This is a genomic window from uncultured Blautia sp. (assembly GCF_902497045.1).
In the GTDB taxonomy this organism is placed as follows: domain Bacteria; phylum Bacillota; class Clostridia; order Lachnospirales; family Lachnospiraceae; genus Blautia_A.
On the sequence record NZ_CABVDF010000041.1, the window covers coordinates 1 to 17,188 of the forward strand.

The 17,188-nt window shown below is 43.5% G+C and carries 15 protein-coding genes; 1 reads left to right on the forward strand and 14 read right to left on the reverse strand.

Annotated features, from left to right (window positions below):
- From RDS42_RS05015 to RDS42_RS05060, 10 genes are all read right to left on the reverse strand, one after another.
- On the reverse strand, nucleotides 1-2,100 hold a 2,100-nt coding region (locus tag RDS42_RS05015; RefSeq protein ID WP_308782678.1), incomplete at its 3' end, for a DUF2298 domain-containing protein.
- Nucleotides 2,087-4,072: a hypothetical protein gene (locus RDS42_RS05020; RefSeq protein WP_308782679.1), complete on the reverse strand. Its 1,986-nt coding sequence runs from the start codon at nucleotides 4,070-4,072 to the stop codon at nucleotides 2,087-2,089. The genes RDS42_RS05015 and RDS42_RS05020, both read right to left, overlap by 14 nt.
- Before the next feature lie 109 nt (nucleotides 4,073-4,181).
- Nucleotides 4,182-4,769: an N-acetylmuramoyl-L-alanine amidase gene (locus RDS42_RS05025; RefSeq protein ID WP_308782680.1), complete on the reverse strand. Its 588-nt coding sequence runs from the start codon at nucleotides 4,767-4,769 to the stop codon at nucleotides 4,182-4,184.
- A 151-nt stretch (nucleotides 4,770-4,920) separates the two neighbouring features.
- Complete coding sequence (locus tag RDS42_RS05030; protein ID WP_308782681.1) at nucleotides 4,921-5,082, reverse strand: hypothetical protein; 162 nt, start codon at nucleotides 5,080-5,082, stop codon at nucleotides 4,921-4,923.
- Nucleotides 5,083-5,166: 84 nt separating this feature from the next.
- Nucleotides 5,167-5,898 (reverse strand): RNA polymerase sporulation sigma factor SigE, encoded by a 732-nt coding sequence (sigE, locus tag RDS42_RS05035; protein ID WP_308782682.1) that lies wholly within the window; start codon nucleotides 5,896-5,898, stop codon nucleotides 5,167-5,169.
- Between the two features lie 15 nt (nucleotides 5,899-5,913).
- Entirely contained in the window at nucleotides 5,914-6,762 is an 849-nt protein-coding gene (locus tag RDS42_RS05040) for a sigma-E processing peptidase SpoIIGA (RefSeq protein ID WP_308782683.1), read from the reverse strand.
- Between the two features lie 145 nt (nucleotides 6,763-6,907).
- Nucleotides 6,908-7,681, reverse strand: coding sequence for a type I 3-dehydroquinate dehydratase (gene aroD, locus RDS42_RS05045; protein ID WP_308782684.1), 774 nt, complete (start codon nucleotides 7,679-7,681; stop codon nucleotides 6,908-6,910).
- A 35-nt stretch (nucleotides 7,682-7,716) separates the two neighbouring features.
- On the reverse strand, nucleotides 7,717-9,642 hold the full coding sequence (gene thrS / locus RDS42_RS05050) for a threonine--tRNA ligase (RefSeq protein WP_308782685.1): 1,926 nt from the start codon (nucleotides 9,640-9,642) through the stop codon (nucleotides 7,717-7,719).
- Between the two features lie 168 nt (nucleotides 9,643-9,810).
- Entirely contained in the window at nucleotides 9,811-9,990 is a 180-nt protein-coding gene (locus tag RDS42_RS05055; RefSeq protein ID WP_308782686.1) for a hypothetical protein, read from the reverse strand.
- Nucleotides 9,991-10,041: 51 nt separating this feature from the next.
- Entirely contained in the window at nucleotides 10,042-10,881 is an 840-nt protein-coding gene (locus RDS42_RS05060; protein WP_308782687.1) for a DegV family protein, read from the reverse strand.
- Nucleotides 10,882-11,032: 151 nt separating this feature from the next.
- Between RDS42_RS05060 and RDS42_RS05065 the strand changes: the two genes are divergently transcribed.
- A complete protein-coding gene (locus tag RDS42_RS05065; RefSeq protein WP_308782688.1) occupies nucleotides 11,033-11,554 on the forward strand; it encodes a TetR/AcrR family transcriptional regulator C-terminal domain-containing protein in 522 nt (173 codons plus the stop codon).
- A gap of 65 nt (nucleotides 11,555-11,619) precedes the next feature.
- On the opposite strand, the gene RDS42_RS05070 is transcribed toward RDS42_RS05065, so the two are convergent.
- From RDS42_RS05070 to RDS42_RS05085, 4 genes are all read right to left on the reverse strand, one after another.
- Nucleotides 11,620-15,423: a phosphoribosylformylglycinamidine synthase gene (locus tag RDS42_RS05070; RefSeq protein ID WP_308782689.1), complete on the reverse strand. Its 3,804-nt coding sequence runs from the start codon at nucleotides 15,421-15,423 to the stop codon at nucleotides 11,620-11,622.
- Nucleotides 15,424-15,493: 70 nt separating this feature from the next.
- Entirely contained in the window at nucleotides 15,494-16,324 is an 831-nt protein-coding gene (locus RDS42_RS05075; protein WP_308782691.1) for an Mrp/NBP35 family ATP-binding protein, read from the reverse strand.
- Between the two features lie 50 nt (nucleotides 16,325-16,374).
- The gene (locus RDS42_RS05080) at nucleotides 16,375-16,722 is read right to left on the reverse strand and encodes a metal-sensing transcriptional repressor (protein ID WP_308782692.1); all 348 of its coding nucleotides are present in this window, start codon (nucleotides 16,720-16,722) and stop codon (nucleotides 16,375-16,377) included.
- Nucleotides 16,723-16,798: 76 nt separating this feature from the next.
- On the reverse strand, nucleotides 16,799-17,026 hold the full coding sequence (locus RDS42_RS05085; protein ID WP_308782693.1) for a hypothetical protein: 228 nt from the start codon (nucleotides 17,024-17,026) through the stop codon (nucleotides 16,799-16,801).
- Nucleotides 17,027-17,188: the final 162 nt, after the last annotated feature.

Sequence of the window (17,188 nt, forward strand, 5' to 3'; positions counted from 1 at the left end):
TACCTGCTTCTCATCTTTTGAAGTGTAGATCAGTTCTATATCCCCGCTTTTTGTATTAAGATCCGCCACATCATTCCTCCACAGCCATTCATGGACATACCAGCCCAGAACCGTCGGAAGGCCTGTCATAGCCGACACTCGTTCATACTGGGTATAGCTGTCTCCATTTGCTTCCAAAACTACCGGCGAACCTTTGATATTTTTTTTCAGCCAGCGTATTCCGGCAGCATCCTCCGGAAAATCCGTCTCCAAAAATGCCGTCGCATTCAGGCCTTGATACTTAGAAGGATCTTTCACTTCTCCAAACCAGGAATCTACACTGTTCCCAAAATATCCAAATGTCCAGATAAGACAAACAAGAGCAATCCCGGCCGCTGCTTTCAGAAACTTTCTGTAGGAAATAACCAGCATACGGAAGATAATATATGCCATAGTCATGCCAAACATGATATATGCCTGATAGGTCAGCTTAAACATGGTATTTGCTCTGGCATTTCCATTTTCATAAATATCCCTTACATATACAAGCTCCGGGATCAGTACAAGACCTATCGCGCAAAGTCCCATGACCATCGCAAAAAGATCTGGAAGTTTAAGGGATTTCATAAACTTATAGATTGTCTTGTTTTTTACTCCCCCAAGTTTCTCTGCAAGAAGCGATATAACAAAAATAACAGTAAGGATCACAGGAAGTCCCCACAGTATCAGCAGCTGATGCGGAAGCGAGTGATTCTGAGCCACCGCAACCCCCTGGACCATCGTCTCAAAATTCAGGGTAAACGGCAGGATTACAATGGTTCCTATGGCAAGTACCTCTGCCGCCTGTGCTGCAGTTACACCGATCACCCATTTTCCCTGGCCTTTCATCAGAACAATATTTGTAAACAGAACAACTCCTCCTGTTACCACAAAATAGATTACAAAATCCCAATAATTTGTCCAGCGGAACATTCCCAGCAATACTGCGGCAAAAAGAATCTGAGGCATTAAAAGATGTTTTTCCCAAAATTCTTTTGTGCCAGGCTCTCCGGTATCATAAGTTCTTTTACGAACCATTTTCACCCATGCATATAAAAGTCCCAAAAGCAGAAGCACAAACATAATATTTACCACATGTGCATGAAGATCTCCCAATACAAATGAATAGCATGGAAATTCATGGATGGTCTTATCTTCTACATCCGGATTAAAACCAATATAGCGAGTAGCATCCGGGAACCAGTAGGAATCCGGCTCCTGGCCTGTCAGCTTCTGAAGCCAGGGTCTGATCTGTCCATAGTACACATAATGCATATTGCCTGCAATGGAAACAGAAAGTCCTGCCAGTATTCCCGATATCTGCGGAACAGCTTTTTTCCAGCCTACAGCCCCTGCTGCCTTTTTTCCCATCCTGTCCTTTGCCATCTGATATACAAGAGAATATGGCAGAACAAAAGCCAGACCTGCCACAAAAGTACGCATCAGATTATAGGTAAGTTCTACTTTGGTTCCTGTAAGTTTTGTAAGAAATACCGCAAAGTACTGACCACCGTAATAGTAATTAATGGTTCCTTCGGAATACCACAGATCCACTGCCGGAAGCGTTGTACTTCGCATCATGGCTTCCATAAATCCATAATCCATGAATTTTTCCGTACCATAAGCTGCCGGATGAAAACCAGCCAGATAAGTCCATAAAAGGAAAAAGGCCAAAAACAAAACTTCCTCCCAGTACACCAGCTCCAGATGATTTATCGGAAGACACTCAATTCCTTTTTTATACTGTGCTTTTCCCAAAAGCAAAAACAACAGCCCGCATGCCAGAGAGACTCCTACACAGGCAGAAGTAGTAAATTTCAAAAGCTTTACTGCAGTCAGAAACCATGTAAGAAATCCTGTTACAACAATTGCCACGATTTTTGAAAACATCCAGCCCTTATCATCAAATTCCCTGAACAGAAGTCCTGTCAAAGGCATAGCAGCCATTCCCATAACACCTGCCAGCAGCCACCAGGTCAGAAATGTCCACACATCTCCCTTCAAAAGCCATACTGCCATTCCCAGAAGTACCCCTGCCGGAAGTAATTTCAGGATCATTTTTTTTATCTTATTTGACCTCATAAATTCTGATCCTCCTATCTTCAGATTGATATACCCTTGGATATATCTCTTTTATTGTATCCTCTATGCCTTGTTCCCCCTCAAAAGACATTCCCTCCTCAAAGAGGATATATGTAATTTTTTCCTGATCCACCAAATCCTTCACCTTCTCTTTATCCCGAGAAGTATAAATCTCCCGGGCTTTTTCTGCCCGTCCATAAGTATCATATCCCGCCGACCACGCATAATAAGGCCATCCCAAATACATCATCACTCCAGACATAGTCACTTCACTGATGCTATATTCCGGGGTCAGTATCAAATCTCTGTGATCCAGATTCTCTGAAAGCCAGTCTGTAAGACTGCTGTCCATGTTTACCGCTACCCGGTGGCCGGGTCCGTTGTTTCTGAAAATAATCCACATATCGTAAATTCCTGTGGCTGTCAGACTAATGCACAGAACAACGGCAAGAATCTTTGCCGGAATCTTTTTACGCAAAAGAGAAACTGCCGCTTCTGCCCAGAACATCGCCAAAAAAGCATATGAAATCATAATATATTTATGATTCACAGTAACATCCGGTGTCAGGGAAACACAAAAAGCGAATATCATCGGAAAAAGGCAGCTGATAAGAATAACCCTCCAGCTTCTTTTTTTCCGGACAAAAAACAACAGTACTGCTCCCAGAAAAAAGATACCGCTCATTTGCAAAAGATACCAGATGATTCCTCCGGGACTTTTATCCTCTACGATAAAGCCCCAGTGAAAGCTTGTTTCCACTGCAGAGCCCCAGATAAAGAGTCTGGACTGCAGTACGGAAAACATCACCGAAACTGCTGCTGTAAGCAGATAGTCTAATTTACCATCTGAAAACACAGCAAATCCCATGAGTATCAAAAGACCGCCAATTACAGCAGCACCGTTCCAAAAGGCAGTCAGTCCGATCAGAAGTCCTGCTGCCAGCGCTTTTTCCACGCTTCTGCATTTCCACGCTTCCCATGTAAACCACCGGTTTCTGAGCCAGCATATTCCCTGTTCCTTATGACTGCAGCCGGCTTCTACCCAGTCAAGATATATCCATATCACCAGAGAGACTATCAAAAGCCCAAATGCAAGATGCCTCTGATTCAGATATACGTTAAAGTTCCACAACCCCCAGTTTTCATTTGCCGTATAACCAATAAACTCTGTATTTTCCTTAAGAGTCCGTATCAGATCTCCTGCCTGAATATGCTCATATACATAGCGAAAAAAAGTAAATGCACTGCGGAACAGAAAAAATACAATTGTAAGAGCACCTGCTTTTCCGCTTCCGGTAACTCTTTTTGCAATGCTGTACAACAGCATCAGAAATCCCAGAAGTGCCAGAACACTGACAATATTATAAGCCAGATCAAGACGCAGTCCCAGAAATTCCAGATTTCCTACCAGAAACTGGAACATAAAGTGGTACTTTACATCCTCTCCCCCAAAATGCGGATACTGAGTAGGAAAATTATTTTCCAGAGAAAAAGATCTCATCATCGCAGTATGCGGAGCATAATCACCATACACAGTAAAACCGGAATATAAAATCCCGTCTTTTATAAAAAACACATAAAACATAATCCAGGTAAGAAACAGGGCAAGAATAAGAAAAAACGCTGCTTCCTTCCAAAAAAGTTTTCTGTTCTCCGCCAGCCTTTGTACCTCTGCACTTAAAATCGCTTTTCTGTTTCGAAATCTCCCTGCATAAAGTACAGTTAAAAACACAAGTGCTGCTGCCATAACCGCAATATTTCCATAAAGCAGCGGTGTCTCTGCCCCTGCCGCACTGGCTGCCCAGGAAACCAGATAAGCTGCCCATCCAAAAAACAACATTCCAATCCCAAAAGCTCCTGGAAAAGCCAGCCAAATGTAGTTCTGCCCTTTCCTGTTCTCAATATTAAGGAGCCCTTCAAAAATTTCTCTTCCTACAAGGCTGCCCAGAAGCATATATAGAATTCCAAGCATACAGACTCACTCCTTCGTATATTCTTTCTGTTCCAGTATAACGAAACAAGGCTTCCTTTCTGTAATCTTCTATAGTATACCAGAGTTCCACTGACTGCGACAAAAAATATTATGATTTTTTTACCAGATTCTGTGATTTTTCTTTCACATATTTCTTGATTCCTTCTCCAATGGCTTCTGCAGTCTTTTGCTGATACTCAGCTTCCTGAAGATGCTCTGCCTCTGCAGGATTGGTAAGGAATCCACATTCCACGATCACTAGTGTTCCTTTGCTTCTCCTGAGAAGATAGTAACTGGTGTTTCCCTTCACCTTTCTCGGGCGCCCTGGAGCAAGCGTTCGGTTCAGGCTTTCCTGAAGATACTCTGCAAGTTCTTTTCCATCTTCAGAATTTTCATAATAAAAAACCTGCGGCCCGCTTACTGTCGGATCTGAATAGCTGTTCTGATGGATGCTCACCGTAAGCACAGGATTCTCCCCATTCAAAAAAGCAATCCTTCTCTGCATATCCTGTGCTTTTTTATTAGATGCATTCTCATCATTAAGACCTTTGTCTTTTTCCCGGGTCATTACTACTGTAAATCCATTTTTTTCCAGAACCTCTTTCAGCCGAAGAGAAATTTCAAGATTGATCCCTTTCTCTTTCAGTCCTCCCAGCCCTATCATTCCCGGATCATCGCCTCCATGAGTTGAAATCAATATGCGCTGTTATCTTTTTCATGCATTCAGGTATATACTGCTCTTTCAGAGTTCACAGGGCCAGGCAGTACAGAAATACTGCCCTGCCTGCCAAACGCAAAAAAGTGGAATATGTTTTCATATCCCACTCTCCGCTTTCTTATCTCTTTCTTTATCTGCGCATTTTCATATCACCATGTCCCGGATCAATGGCAATCATCTCTTTTTCCCGGATTTTCATGCTCCCGGAAACTTCAGCCGCCTGTCTTGCCAAAAAGAAAAAACTAATCAGAAGCAAGCCTGCCATAATCAGCTCCACCGCATATTTTTTCAAGATACCGACACACCTTTTCTCTTATTCCTTTTAGTATATGTATCTGATTTCCTGCAAATACGCAGTTCGCTTCTGAATCTCTGTTTATTCATATTTTATAATTTCCTTTTTCAGCCGTTTCATAATTCGTTTTTCCAGTCTTGAGATATAAGACTGAGAGATTCCCAGAAGGTCAGCCACTTCCTTCTGGGTCTTCTCTTTTCCCTCAGCACTGTTTAGGCCAAACCTGAGACGGATGATCGTCTGTTCTCTGGGTGTAAGCTTATTGATGGCTTTTCCAAGAAGTGTGATCTCCACCTCATCTTCAAGCCTTCGAGAAATAATATCTTCATCCGTCCCAAGAATATCAGACAGCAGCAGCTCATTTCCATCCCAGTCTACATTCAGAGGCTCATCAATGGAAACCTCCATTTTTGTCTTACTGTTCCGCCTGAGATACATTAAAATTTCATTTTCAATACACCGGGATGCGTATGTTGCCAGTTTGATATTCTTTACAGGATCAAAGGTATTGATTGCTTTAATAAGACCAATGGTTCCAATGGAGATCAGATCCTCCACTCCCACTCCTGTATTGTCAAACTTCTTGGCAATATAAACGACCAGTCTCAGGTTATGTTCGATCAAAAGTGCTTTTGCTTCCTTTTCCTGATCGGTTCCCAGTCTGCTTATGACATATGTCTCTCTCTGCGGTTCCAGCGGCGCCGGAAGAATATCATTTCCACCGATATAATAAAGTTCTTTCGGTCTTGAAAAAACAAGCCTCTGGATCATCTGAAACGGATAACGGTTAACACTTACTGCTGATCTGTTCATGATAATATGCCCCTCCTAATGCAATAATCTGGAATTTAACAGTACTTTGTATTCCTTTCCCAAAGCGGAGGGTTCAAAAGCAAGTGCCAGCACTGGCTTTGATATGCGTACCTCTTCTGCAGGAGTATGAATACAAAGATCCTCTAAAGTAACTGCCAGCATCATCTTTTCTGCCTGTCCTATGGTACAGCAGGAAAGATAATGAGGTTTCAGTCCGACAATCTCTGTACTCTTCAATTCTCCCGGATTCTCATTCAGGTGTTTTAGTCTGTCTATCAGATCCGAAGACAGCATTGTCTCCAAAAGTTCCGGTTTTACAATAGAAACCGGAGCTCCGCTTACAGGATCATCCAGCAGATTTCCTGTATCATAAAACCCGTAAGCCGACTGTTTTTTGCCCTGATAAAACAGGGTTATGGGATAGATATTCTTCCTCATGCTTCTTGCAGAATCAGCAGCACAGACCAGTGCGCCGATTCCCATATAGGTGGCAAAGGCAAAAATAAAGAAGGCCGGGATCGTAATCCCGCTCTCCGTTACTGCTTCCCAGAAACCACCGGTGAGAAAAGCCGTCAGATACAGCATGATCAGTGACTTTGCAAGAAGGCTGCCTTTTTTTATACGGAATGTAACTCTGAGCATAAGAAAGGCACAGGCTCCATGAAGAAATATCTCTGCAAAGGTGCTGAGATCCTGCGGAAGGCATAGAATCACACAGGAAAAAACAGCTCCGGTAACTGCACCTGCCAGATATCTTCTCCATCCCGCCCTGCATCTTAAAAGCATCCCTGTAAGCCGCAGGATAATATAATCCATCAGAAGATTCGTCACAAAGACAACGTCTATGTATATTTTCCCATACATAAAAAAAGCCCCCTATGACCTGTCAATCCCTCACTTTGGTAAGTGAGTTCATTATAGGTTACAGGGGGTGCATAATTTGTCAAAACCTGGGACACATTTCCCAGAATTTCTCGTGGGTATTCGACATGCTCTGCAAAAATTCTTTTTAATCTTCTTCTATATTCTTTTTATGAAGAACGTTCATCATCATACGTAGTTCTTCGATAGGAAACTGCCCTGGAGCAGAAGCCGCGCCTATAGCGGCAAATGTTACCGCAGAGCCAAAGTTTTCTCCGGCGATCCTGCTGATAGATCCCAGATTTCCCATTGCCATGGAAATCACCGGTTTTTCTGTGTGCTCTTCTACCATTTCATTTGTTACCTGCATAAGAGACGCCACGTCATCAAACTCTGCCGGCATCACTGCCATTTTCAGTATGTCTGCTCCTGTGGAATCCATCTGGAGAAATCTTTTTTTCAGGATTTCACTGTCGTCTGTCTTATGAAAGTCATGTGTGGAAGCGATTACTTTCGCCCCTGTGGTATGAAGCTTTTCAATAAGCTGATCTGTATTTTTCCTGCTGAAAACCTCTACATCGATCAGTTCCGCGCAGCCGCTTTCTGCAGCTTCCAATACACGGTCAGCATACTCCTCTTCTGAGATATCTGCTTTTCCGCCTTCTTCTGCACTGCGGATGGTAAAAATCAGTGGAATATCTCCCAGTTCCTCTTTTATTTCTTTCAAGGTTTGTGTAAAATCCTCTTCACAGTTCAGATGTTCATAATAGTCTGCCCGCCATTCTGCCAAATCCGGTGCTGCCGCCTTGGCCCGGGAGGCTTCCTCAAGCAGCTCTTTCTTTTTTTTCCCGGTTAAAGGAACACAGATTTTTGGCAGACCGCTTCCAATCACCACGCCATTTACTTCAACAGGCTTTGTCATAACATTTCCTCCTTCGTAAAAAGGCAGTTTTCTCTTTATTCTGTAACTTCTACTTTTCTGTTTTCACGGTTTTTGATTTCTTCTTTGATGGATACAATAAACTCATCAAGAGCTTTGGCTCCTTCGTCTCCCAGGAAACGGCTGCGGACAGAAACTTTGCCTTCTTCCTCTTCCTTAGCGCCTACTACCAGCATGTACGGGATCTTCTGGAGTCTTGCCTCACGGATCTTATAACCGATCTTTTCTGCACGGTCATCGATTTCTGTGCGGATTCCTGCTTCTTTCAGCTCATCCATAACCTTGTTTGCATAATCCATATATTTTTCAGAGATCGGAAGCACCTTCACCTGTACAGGAGCCAGCCATGTTGGGAATGCGCCTGCAAAGTGCTCGATGAGGATACCGATAAAACGCTCAATGGAACCAAAAGCAACACGATGGATCATGATCGGACGATGTTTTTCTCCGTCTGCTCCGATATATTCACATTCAAAACGCAGCGGAAGCTGGAAGTCAAGCTGGATGGTACCACACTGCCATGTTCTTCCAATAGAATCTTCCAGATGGAAATCGATCTTTGGTCCGTAGAAAGCACCGTCTCCTTCATTTACTACGTAATCAAGACCAAGATCATCCAGAGCACCTCTTAATCCTTCTGTTGCAACCTCCCAGTCCTCGTCGCTTCCCATGGAATCCTCCGGGCGGGTAGACAGCTCTACATGGTATTTGAAACCAAACAGCTGATATACACTGTCGATCAGTTTTGCAACACCTTTGATCTCATCACGGATCTGCTCCGGTGTCATAAAGATATGGGCGTCATCCTGTGTAAAGCAGCGTACACGCATAAGACCGTGCAGCTGACCGGATTTTTCATGACGGTGAACAAGTCCCAGTTCTCCCATTCTAAGAGGAAGATCTCTGTAGGAACGTGGCTCGGATTTATAAACAAGGATGCCGCCCGGGCAGTTCATTGGCTTAATAGCAAAATCTGTATCATCGATCACTGTTGTATACATATTTTCTTTATAGTGATCCCAATGTCCGGATGTTTCCCAGAGATGACGGCTGAGCATGATCGGTGTGGAAATCTCCACATAACCTGCCTTATTGTGGATTTCTCTCCAGTAGTCAAGAAGAGTGTTTTTCAGCACCATTCCTTTTGGAAGGAAGAACGGGAAGCCCGGTCCTTCTTCTTTCATCATAAAGAGACCAAGTTCTTTTCCAAGCTTTCTGTGATCGCGTTTCTTTGCCTCTTCCATACGAGTAATATACTCTTCCAGATCTGCTTTCTTTGTATAGGAAGTGCCGTAAATTCTGGTAAGCATCTTATTTTTTTCGCTGCCTCTCCAGTAAGCACCTGCAAGGCTTGTAAGCTTAAATGCTTTTACCGGTTTTGTTGTCATAAGATGCGGTCCTGCACAGAGATCCACAAACTCGCCCTGCTGATAAAAACTGATCTCAGAGTCTTCCGGAAGATCTTCAATAAGCTCTACCTTATATGGCTCATTCTTTTCTTTAAAGAATTCAATAGCTTCTGCTCTTGGTTTTGTAAATCTGGTAATGGCAAGATTTTCTTTTACAATCTTTTTCATTTCTGCTTCGATCTTTGGAAGATCTTCTGCAACCAGCGGCTCATCACTGTCAATATCATAATAGAATCCATCTTCGATGGAAGGTCCGATAGCAAGCTTTACATTTGGGAAAAGGCGTTTGATCGCCTGAGCCATGATATGAGAAGTCGTATGACGGAACGCGCCTTTACCGCCCTCACTGTCAAAGGTAAGGATACTAAGCTCACAGTCTCTGTCAATCACTGTACGGAGATCGACCACCTCTCCGTCCACTTCTCCTGCACATGCCACACGTGCAAGACCTTCACTGATATCAGAAGCAATATCGATCACTGATTTTGCTTCTGCGTATTCTTTTGTTGATCCGTCTTTTAAAGTAATGATCATGATTTTTCTCCTTTTCTTTTTATCGCTGTCCAGGGCTTTTCTCTCATTATGCTGTTTACTTCTATAAATATAAAAAGGTCCCTTACAGTAACAATACTGTAAGGGACGAGATATTCTGCCCGTGGTTCCACCCTGATTGCTAAAACTCTGTTCTCTGCTCTGTCCTCTTCAGAACAAACCTGTGAACTCAGAAGCTTCAGCCTCTTTTTTGATGATAACGGTATCACCGGACCGGATTAAGGTCACTCGGAGGTGGTCTTCAACTGGTTTCTGCCAGAGCACTCTCACCATATGTGCCCCTCTCTGAAGCAGTCCGCAGCCTACTCTTCTCGTCAGCGTGTTAAACATATTGACTATGTTCCTCATTATAGCTTTTGGACTCTTGTTTGTCAATGCGTACTACTGTGATTTTTTTACAAAACTGATAGCAACACAGGCCGGTCCTACATGAGTACCTATAATTCCGCCTACCGGATAAAGCTTATAATTTTTCAGTCCATATTTTTCTACTGTGTCCATCATAAACTTCTCACCGATCTCCCGATCCGAAGTATATCCAAAATATACCGGCTCTTCTCTGTCTATATCATATGACTCAAATTCTTTCCACAGATATTTCATACCTCCGGACCTGCCTCTTGCCTTCCCCAGCATGGTAAGAGTCTTATTTTTCAGCTCGATCACCGGCTTAATGTGCAGCATATTTCCCACTACAGCCAGAGCCGCCGGAATACGTCCTCCCTTTCTGAGATAAGTAAGCGTATCCAGCATGCCACAGACAGTCACACGTTTTTTCAGCTCCTCCAGTATTTCCACAATATCCTCTGTGGTTTTTCCTTCTTTTCTCAGTTCCACAGCCTTTTGTACAAGAAAACGCTGGGTAATGATAGCCTGCTCAGAATCAATGATCCATATCTTATCATATTCACTCATCTGTTTGGCAAGATTTGCAGCATTGACAGTCCCGCTGAGTCCGCTTGATAAAGTAAGTACAAGAACCTCTTCCTCTTTGGACTTTGCCTCCTCAAAAAATTCCAGATATTCTTCCGGAGACGGCTGGCTTGTCATAGGAAGATCCTTTTCTTCCGCCAGCTTATCAAAAAAACGGCAAAAATCCTCCTCTGTTTTCATTGGAAAATCTCCATCGGAAAACTTTGTTTTCAGCCATACCAGTCGTATATCCATCTCCTCCGCTTCTTTTTCTGTAATATCAGAAGCGGAATCTGTAATGATCATCATCTAAAATTACCTCCTGCAGCGGATTGACAAGATCCGTCTGTTTCTCTAAAATATATGTTACAGATGTATCAGTGGAACATACTATAACATATTCCGCTGAAAAATCAATGAAACTGCTGATAAATGAAACAAAACAGGAGAATTTGTATCAATGATGCGAAAAAAGAATTCCGGAGATTTTCTAAAAGAATGTATGGCAGACGCACTTTTTATCCTGCTTCGGACAAAATCTATCGAAGAGATCACAGTCAGTGAAATTACAGCTCTGGCAAACGTAAGCCGTATCACCTATTACCGTAATTTCACCTCAAAAGAAAATGTCATTGAATTTAAGCTGGATAAGCTCATATCCCAGTGGATCCACGAACATCCCCGAAAGGAATCTGCTTCTGCCTACGAATCATCCCTGAGTTTTTTTCAGTTTTTTTATTCTATCCACGATATTGTACAGACTCTGATCCGTGCAAACCTTTCTGTCATGCTTTTGAACAGACTGATCCTGAAATTCCATGATTTTAATACACCAGACCGAAATGAATATTATCGACAGATTTTTATTTCCTTTGGTCTGTGCGGCATCATTCTCACCTGGATGGACAACGGCATGAAAGAATCTCCGGAGCAAATGGCAGAAACTGTCTCCCGTCGTTTTTTTCCACAGCCGGAACCATAATAAAGAACGTTTTCCACATAAAAAGCGATCCAGTCACCGTTTTGATGACTGGATCGCTTTTTATATTATTTAAAGTATTCTACACCAGATTCAAAGATCTTGATATCCTGCTCTCCATAAATATTAACAGCTACACCATTGTCACGACGCTCGCTGTGAGCCATCTTGCCAAGTACACGTCCATCCGGACTGGTAATACCCTCAATATTCAGATAAGAACCATTTACGTTCCATTCTTCGCTGTTATCCAGCTCACCGTCTGCAGTTACATACTGTGTTGCAATCTGTCCGTTTGCCATAAGCTTTGCAAGCCATTCATCGTTGGCAACGAAACGTCCCTCACCATGAGATGCCGGATTACAGTATACACCGCCAAGCTGTGCTTTCTGCAGCCATGGAGACTTGTTGCTGACTACTCTTGTATAAACCATCTTGGAAATATGACGTCCGATAGTATTATAAGTCAGTGTCGGAGAATCCTCCTTCTGACCGCAGATCTCGCCATACGGAACAAGTCCCAGCTTGATCAGCGCCTGGAAACCATTACAAATACCAAGTGCCAGACCGTCTCTTTCATTTAAAAGTTTCATAACGGCTTCTTTGATCTTCGCATTCTGGAATGCTGTTGCAAAGAACTTAGCTGATCCGTCCGGCTCATCTCCTGCAGAGAATCCGCCTGGGAACATGATCATCTGCGCCTGACCGATAGACTTTTCAAACAATTCTACAGAATCATGAATATCTGCTGCTGTCAGGTTCTTAAATACCTTTACATCAACCTCTGCTCCGGCACGCTCAAAAGCGCGGGTGCTGTCATACTCACAGTTGGTTCCCGGGAATACCGGAATAAATACACGAGGTTTCGCAATTTTGTGGTTGCAGATATAAACATGATTGGTATGGAAAAGACCGTTTTCATCTACATTTCCATCTGCAGAATCATTTTTGCCTGCAAAGAATGCTGCTGCAGAACCGTCATTTTCACCGGAATCCGTCTTAAATACTTTTTCCAGAGTTCCTTTCCATGCATTTTCAGCTTCTTCCAGCATAATCTCTGTATTTCCGTAGGAGAACTTACCATCATTAGTAACCTCACCGATCACGGTATAGGTAATGGAAAGCTGAGAAACCTTTTCTGCCGGAACCTCAAGTACCAGGTCGCCAAATCCAGGAGCAAAGAAATCTCTAGGATCCAGATTATGCTCGATCTTCAGTCCAAGTCTGTTGCCAAACGCCATCTTGGAAACTGCTGCTGCAAGACCATGACGATCAAGAGCATAGGCAGACAGAATACGTCCCTCTTTCATATCATTATGAAGCTTGTCGTACTGCTCCATAATTCCTTCGTAATCCGGAAGCTCATAAGCATCCTTCGGTGCACGAAGCCATACAAGCTTACTGCCGGCTTTTTTCAGCTCCGGTGTAACAACATCCTGAAGCTTTCCTGTATCAACAGCAAAGGAAACCAGTGTAGGCGGTACGTCGATCTCATTAAAGGTACCGGACATACTGTCTTTTCCTCCGATAGACGGAAGACCAAATCCCAGCTGTGCCGCATATGCGCCAAGAAGCGCTGCAAACGGCTGACTCCAGCGTTTCGGATCCTCTGTCATACGACGGAAATATTCCTGGAAAGTAAAGCGGATCTTATGGAAATCACCGCCTGCTGCCACGATCCTTGCCACAGATTCTGTAACTGCATAAGCAGCGCCATGATAAGGACTCCAGGAAGAAAGATACGGATCAAAGCCATAGCTCATCATTGTTACTGTATTGGTATTTCCATTCTGAACAGGCACCTTGGCAACCATGGCCTGTGTTTCTGTCATCTGATATTTACCGCCATGAGGCATAAGAACGCTTCCAGCTCCGATAGAACCGTCGAACATTTCTACAAGTCCCTTCTGTGAGCAGACATTCAGATCTGCCAGTGTCTCCAGCCATTTTGCCTTTACATCCGGCACATCCTGACGTTCTGTAAGAATGCATCCCTCTTTATTAGGAATTTCCACCTCAACGGTTGTCTCCTGATGAGCACCGTTGGTATCAAGGAATGCACGGGAGATATTCACAATCTCCTTGTCTCTCCATGTAAGTACAAGTCTCGGCTCCTCTGTAACAACAGCTACCGGAACTGCTTCCAGATTCTCTTCATTGGCAAATCCAAGGAATTTATCTACGTCTTTCGGATCTACGACAACTGCCATACGCTCCTGAGACTCAGAGATAGCAATCTCTGTACCGTCAAGACCTGCATATTTCTTCGGAACCTTGTCCAGATTAATACGAAGTCCCGGAGCCAGTTCTCCGATTGCAACAGATACACCGCCTGCACCAAAATCATTACACTTTTTGATGATGCAGCTTACTTCTTCTCTGCGGAACATACGCTGGATCTTACGTTCTGTAGGTGCATTTCCTTTCTGTACCTCTGCGCCGCATACTTCGATAGAAGCCTCTGTATGTACTTTTGATGAACCTGTTGCACCGCCGATGCCATCACGTCCGGTACGTCCTCCCAGAAGGATGATGATATCGCCCGGATCAGAATTTTCACGGATTACTGCACGTCTTGGAGCCGCTCCAAGAACCGCACCGATTTCCATACGCTTCGCAACATAATCCGGATGATAAATTTCTTTTACATAACCGGTAGCCAGACCAATCTGGTTTCCATAGGAGCTGTATCCATGAGCAGCGCCTCTTACCAGCTTCTTCTGAGGAAGCTTGCCTTTCAGAGTTTCCTTTACAGAAACTGTAGGATCTGCCGCACCGGTTACACGCATTGCCTGATATACATAAGTTCTTCCTGAAAGCGGGTCACGAATTGCGCCGCCAAGGCAGGTAGCTGCACCGCCAAAAGGTTCGATCTCGGTAGGATGGTTATGGGTCTCATTTTTGAAGTTGATCAGCCATTCTTCTTCCTCACCGTTTACATCTACCGGAACTACGATACTGCAGGCATTGATCTCATCAGATTCTTCCTGATCCTGAAGCTTACCTTCAGATTTCAGTTTTTTCATTGCCATCAGTGCAAGATCCATCAGACATACAAATTTATCATCACGGTCTTTATAAAGAACTGCACGGTCTCCCAGATACTGTTCATATGTTTTTTCGATCGGTTCTCTGTAATCGCCCTCTCCGAATTTTACATCTGTCAGCTCAGTGGAAAAAGTAGTGTGACGGCAGTGATCAGACCAATAGGTATCCAGCACACGGATCTCTGTCATAGACGGATCACGTCTTTCTTCTCCCTTGAAGTAGTTCTGGATATGCTGGAAATCTTTAAAGGTCATTGCAAGATTCAGGGAATCGTAAAGGGCCTTCAGTTCTTCTTCCGGCATATCTTTAAAGCCTTCAAAAATCTTTACATCTTCCGGTTCCGGAAAAACAGTTACAAGTGTTTCCGGTTTGTCTGCTCCTGTTTCACGGGAGTCTACCGGGTTGATACAGTGATGCTTGATTGCCTCAAGCTCCTCTTCTGTAATGCCGCCTTCGATCACATAGGTTGTGGCGGAACGAATGATCGGCTGTGCATTCTCGTCAAGAAACTGCACACACTGTACTGCGGAATCCGCTCTCTGGTCAAACTGTCCCGGAAGATATTCTACGGAAAAAATCTTTGCGTCTTTACCTGACTCAAAGCTTTCTTTGTAGAGATCATCTACCGGAGGCTCTGCAAATACTGTCCTGCAGGCTTTTTCAAATACCTCGTCAGAAATATTCTCCACGTCGTAACGAATCAGCACTCTTACGCTGGTAACAGATTTAATTCCCAGATAACTGCTGATCTCATGCTTCAGTTCCTTTGCCTGAACTGCAAAGGCAGGTTTCTTTTCTACATAAACACGTCTTACGTTGCTCATGTGAGACTCCTTTCTCGATCCGGCCAACAGGCCATAGTATTTTTTGAGCTTATATTTTCCTTATCCTGATTCAGGCCGGCATATGACTGTCTGCACCTTCAAGATAAGTATTTACTACCTTATCAAATTCGCCTTTGTCTGCATACTCTGCAAAAGCTGCTTCAATAGGCATTTTTCCCAGAACAGATACATTCAGTTCTGCTGCGATTTCATCAATGTGGCTTTCACCAAAGACTTTAATCTCTTTACCGCAGTCCGGACATTTCACATAGCTGTAGTTTTCTACAATGCCAAGTACCGGAATATTCATCATCTCAGCCATGTTATATGCCTTTTTGACGATCATCTTTACAAGATCCTGAGGAGAGCTTACGATTACGATGCCGTCAACCGGAAGAGACTGGAATACAGTAAGAGGTACATCGCCGGTTCCCGGAGGCATGTCCACAAACAGATAGTCCAGGTCACCCCAGATAACATCTGTCCAGAACTGTTTTACCATATTTGCAAGGATCGGTCCTCTCCAGATAACCGGAGTTTCTTCTGTAGGAAGAAGAAGGTTTACAGAAATAACCTCGATCCCGTTGGCTGTTTCCATTGGGTAGATTCCGCTTTCGTCACCCTTTGCGGATCCCTTCAGCCCATACATTTTGGGAATGGAAGGTCCGGTGATGTCTGCATCAAGAATACCTACCTTAAATCCTTTTGCTGCCATACGGTTTGCCAGGGAAGCTGTCACGAAGGATTTCCCCACGCCGCCTTTACCGCTGACTACGCCGATCACATGCTTTACATTGGACATGGCATTTGCTTCTGCCATAAGATCCATATTTTTTCCTTTGTTGCTGCATCCTTCGCAGCTTGTTTTGTCACAGGTTTTGCTGTTACACTCTTTTGCCATTTTATTTCTCCTTCTATATATTTGTCTGTATTTAAAAATCAGATCATATACTATTTCATAAAACGGTCAATGGCTTTTTCCAGTTCTTTGATCGCTTCCCGGTCTCCATGCTCTACTGCATCCACAATACAATGTTCGATATGATCCTGAAGGATAATCTTACCGGTATTATTAATAGCGGATTTCACTGCAGAAAGCTGGATCAGAACTTCGGAACAGTCCCGTCCGTCCTCCACCATGCGCTTGATCGATTCCATATGACCAATGGCTCTGGATAAACGGTTCAGCACTGCCTTTGTCTGGGCATGGCTGTGATGATGACCATGCTCTCCATGAGAATGTTCTACCACACTGCCGTCTTCCATGACATGTACATGGGTCTCATTTATCTCGCTCATGCGTGCTCCTTTCCCGTCCTTTACGGGCGTGGGCGGAATCTTATTTATACCGCCACCAGCCATTATAACACAGCTGTTAAAATTCTGTAAAGGAGCATCTCTGTTTTATACCGGAAGTCTCAATGTCAAAGATCACGGTTCCATCTTCCAGAACTGTCTTTTCATAGGAAACATCTTTTCCCTGAAATTTCTTTTTCACATATTCCTCCGGATCCTCAATCTCGATTTCCTCTACAAAGACATCCCGCATCTGATTGCGGGGACATTTATTAAATATTTCCCATATCACTTCATATTCTTTCATATCTAAAATCTCCTCACTTTTTTCATTGTACCAGACCTTTCCGGTCAATGCAACGGGAGCGAACACAACATTTTATACAGGCTGCCACAAAATTTTTGTAAATATTTCTCGAAAAGAATTGAACTTCCCCGAAGAATAGCGTATATTAGATATAATTTCTTA